This is a genomic window from Bacillus sp. BPN334, assembly GCF_008368885.1.
Classification (GTDB): domain Bacteria; phylum Bacillota; class Bacilli; order Bacillales; family Bacillaceae_G; genus Bacillus_A; species Bacillus_A wiedmannii.
The window spans coordinates 1-2,534 of the sequence record NZ_QOZW01000041.1; the positions used below are offsets into that span (position 1 = coordinate 1).

General features: G+C 30.0%; 2 protein-coding genes. Both read right to left on the reverse strand.

The features are described from left to right. Positions 1–217 precede the first annotated feature (217 nt). A complete protein-coding gene (locus tag DN393_RS31085) occupies positions 218–952 on the reverse strand; it encodes a hypothetical protein (protein WP_149174277.1) in 735 nt (244 codons plus the stop codon). 299 nt (positions 953–1,251) lie between these two features. After that, the gene (gene xerS / locus DN393_RS31090) at positions 1,252–2,346 is read right to left on the reverse strand and encodes a tyrosine recombinase XerS (RefSeq protein ID WP_149174278.1); all 1,095 of its coding nucleotides are present in this window, start codon (positions 2,344–2,346) and stop codon (positions 1,252–1,254) included. Positions 2,347–2,534: the final 188 nt, after the last annotated feature.

Here is a 2,534-nt window from a genome sequence, read left to right on the forward strand (position 1 = left end):
GGTTAACCTACATCCACCCAAGTGTTCGTTAAATTCCGATTTAATGAACTCTTCAGGGTTTTTCATAGAATTTAAATATAATATAGGAGTTTAGGCTATATTAACACATCATTATTTCCAAAAAATTGTTATTTAACCAAAGAGTCGCGTGGAGGTTTAAAGGATTCTTAAATTAACTAAAGACGCAAAGAGTTAACTCTTTGCGTCTTTAGTTAATTTAAGAATTAATTTGTTCTGTACATTTCAAATAGACTTTTGATGAAAAATCACACACATATCGAATTTGTTTTTTCGATTGTTTTCTTGGAACAAAAACTAATCTCTTTTCATCCATTGAGTATTCATATTTTAAATCTTTAACTTTTTTAAAATCATCCTCGTTAATCGGTTGAATATCGTAGCTAATCTGTTGGGTTGTTGCAACTTTTATCTTGTTCAGCATAAAAAAATACAAACAGCTAAGCAACAATGCCAAAGGAATCCCATTCCACAGGTAGCTAAAGTATTCTCCTTTATTAAGGTATTCTGATGAACTGGAGAAGAAAAATATAATACTAGTAATTACATTGAAAACTAAAATTTTAAAATGTAAACTTTTGTTTCTTATATTTTGTAATTTTTTTGCTCGTATTGAGGTAATAGTGAAATATATAAAAAGGATAAACCAAACAAAAGCATTCCATATAAAGAAACTGTGTTTATAATATTTACCTATGGCCTGATAAAGGATTATCGCATAAAGTAAATATACTATTGCACCACAAATTATTCCAATAACGTAAAACCATAAATTTAGTCTAGCTTGAGTGAATGGATCTTTAAGTTGTTTATCAAGGGGTTTAGTCGTCACAATACTTATAAATTGATTACTTCCATAAACTAAAGCTCCTACAAATGCAATTATAATAGCTGAACATTTTCCTAGTGTATCAATAGATAAACCACTAAACATTTCACATTTTCAATCCCTTCTTTATTTTAATAAATGATATGAGAATAGATAAGAGAGTTAGATTAACCGTATCAACATCACTATATTAGCATATAAATGTTAATATATACAATTGAATAGGTATAACAGGTAGTTTAGTTATCATTGAAACTATCGTTGGTGTTGAAATGGCTGCAGGGATTGCCATAGCAAACGCATATAAAGACTAGAAAGCACATACAAAGAAAATTAGAATAGCACTATATACTTTATATTAAATAGACTAAAACTTATATTTGTTAGATAAATAAATTATCTCATTAATCACTTTCTTCTAATTGCCGTTTTTCTAAACGCTCAATTGCTTCACGTCGTTTAGAATCATCAATATTCGTATAAAGAGATGTAGTTTCCATCGAATTATGCCCCATTTGATTTGCTAAGAGAACAAGATCTTTATTTTCATTATAATGGTTAGTTGCATAGGTATGACGCAACTTATGAGGGCTCTTTTTTTCGTCAAACGCCCTAGTATATTTCTCTGTAAGCTTTTGTATTGCATTAACAGAAATTTGCGCGTATGAGCCTTTATAATTCGTTACAAATAGAATATTCTCATCATCAGGACACTTATAACGATTAGCACGTACTTTAAGGTACTCTTGAACATCGTCTAGAGCCGTTTGTGTAGCCAAAATAGATGATTTTTTATCTCCTTTACGTATAACCTTGATGTAACGAGTACGAAAATTAATACTCGAAATAGTTAAACTAGCTGCTTCGGATACCCGAAGACCTGTACCTAAGATTAAACTTAAAATAGCAATATCACGCTCTCTATCACGTTTGAAGAATCTTAACTTACCAGGAGCATCTTCTTGTAGTATTTGCTCATATTCATTGGATAAAAAACGCATAAATTTAATGTCATCATTATTGTGGAAAATAACTTCAGAAATTTCTTTTGCTCTTGCTGCAGCGTCAATTTTTTCCTTATGAATTTCCATTTTGGCCATAACATTTCTATAAAAGTAACATTCTCCATTATCATCTTCAGTGTTACTTGTCAGGTAGTTAAATAATGACTTTAGAGCTGAAAATGTTCGTGTAACTGCCTTTGTTTTATTACCTTGTCTCTCTAAATAACTTTTAAACCTTTTTACTTGTTTAAGAGGAAGGTGTTCCAACGTTTCAATTGGTACTTCATGTATTTTTGTTACAGCTTCTCCATCTAGGACAGCAAGACGAGAGGAGATCAACCATTGTATAAACATTTCATATTCAATTAAGTATCCATACAAAGTAGCAGGGGAGAGGTTCGTTTTCTCTTCAATATATTCAATAATATACCAAGGCATTTTTTCTTTATGGCGTTCTACACGTGCTTGATACACTTGTTTTTCTCGATTGCTCAATTTTTTCACCTCAAACTTCAAAACAGTACATTGGATTTTATAATCAATGTACTGTTTTTGTATAAATTTGTCTAATTTTACATTAAATACAATTTTAATTTACTATCTAAAATACAAAATTGCATTTATAGGAAAGGGGACTAGAAATAACATTTTATGAAAGGATTAGTTTTTTAAACCATTTCTCT

Bases quoted from the DNA above. Each gene is read 5' to 3' on its own strand.
- DN393_RS31085 (WP_149174277.1), bottom strand. From the start codon at position 952: ATGTTTAGTGGTTTATCTATTGATACACTAGGAAAATGTTCAGCTATT.